The 379-nt window shown below is 43.5% G+C and carries 1 protein-coding gene; it reads left to right on the top strand.

Going from position 1 to position 379, the window contains the following annotated elements; translation table 11 throughout:
- Positions 1 to 10: 10 nt before the first annotated feature.
- Complete coding sequence (locus D0T50_RS13440) at positions 11 to 310, top strand: RagB/SusD family nutrient uptake outer membrane protein (protein ID WP_163224038.1); 300 nt, start codon at positions 11 to 13, stop codon at positions 308 to 310.
- Positions 311 to 379: the final 69 nt, after the last annotated feature.

Here is a 379-nt window from a genome sequence, read left to right as displayed (position 1 = left end):
AAAATAACATATGAAAAAGCATCTATATCTTGGGATTATCCTAATTCTATCGGCAGTTATCAATGCACAAGCAGGTATTGAATTGCCCGAAATCACCAACTATGATTCGGACTTCATGGAAGCTATTATGCACGAACGTGCTTGGGAATTTGGTTGCGAAGGTATCCGCACCATTAGCTGGCCGGTTAAACGCAATGATGGCGATGGCCGCTTCTTCCTGAACGACAATATACCCGGCATCAATATAAGCTTGAAATTCGCTGCTGAAGTAGGCTTGATCGTCAGGATGCGTAGTTACGATTGTCGATAACCGATTCAAGTTGGTTTAGCTGGCTCGCTTCGCCATCAGATAGCACTTCTACAAGTACCAATTCGTTCT

It is taken from the genome of Bacteroides sp. 214 (assembly GCF_010501015.1).
Taxonomy (GTDB): Bacteria; Bacteroidota; Bacteroidia; order Bacteroidales; family Bacteroidaceae; genus Bacteroides.
This window is presented reverse-complemented; position numbering and strand designations above follow the sequence as displayed.